The organism is Chryseobacterium sp. SIMBA_029 (assembly GCF_046535275.1).
In the GTDB taxonomy this organism is placed as follows: Bacteria; Bacteroidota; Bacteroidia; order Flavobacteriales; family Weeksellaceae; genus Chryseobacterium.
Genome location: NZ_JAWRXA010000659.1, coordinates 1 through 249 on the forward strand (window position 1 = coordinate 1; position 249 = coordinate 249).

Sequence of the window (249 nt, forward strand, 5' to 3'; positions counted from 1 at the left end):
CTCCCTTGAAATTACATTAATGCTTGCTCCAAACGCAGAAACTCCGTTATTGGAAGTACCTACTCCTCTTTGAATAACAATCTGTGATGCAGAGCTTGTTAAGTCCGGAACATTTACGAAAAACGTTCCCTGACTTTCAGAATCATTGTAAGGAACACCATTCATCATTACATTAATTGCCGATCCTGATACCCCACGAATTCTAAAACCAGTATACCCTACCCCATTTCCGGCATCTGAAGTAGAAAT

The 249-nt window shown here is 40.2% G+C and carries 1 protein-coding gene; it reads right to left on the bottom strand.

The window, feature by feature from the left end; genetic code table 11:
• Positions 1-249: TonB-dependent receptor plug domain-containing protein (locus SB679_RS25620; protein WP_410705182.1), on the bottom strand; the 249-nt coding region annotated here is incomplete at both ends.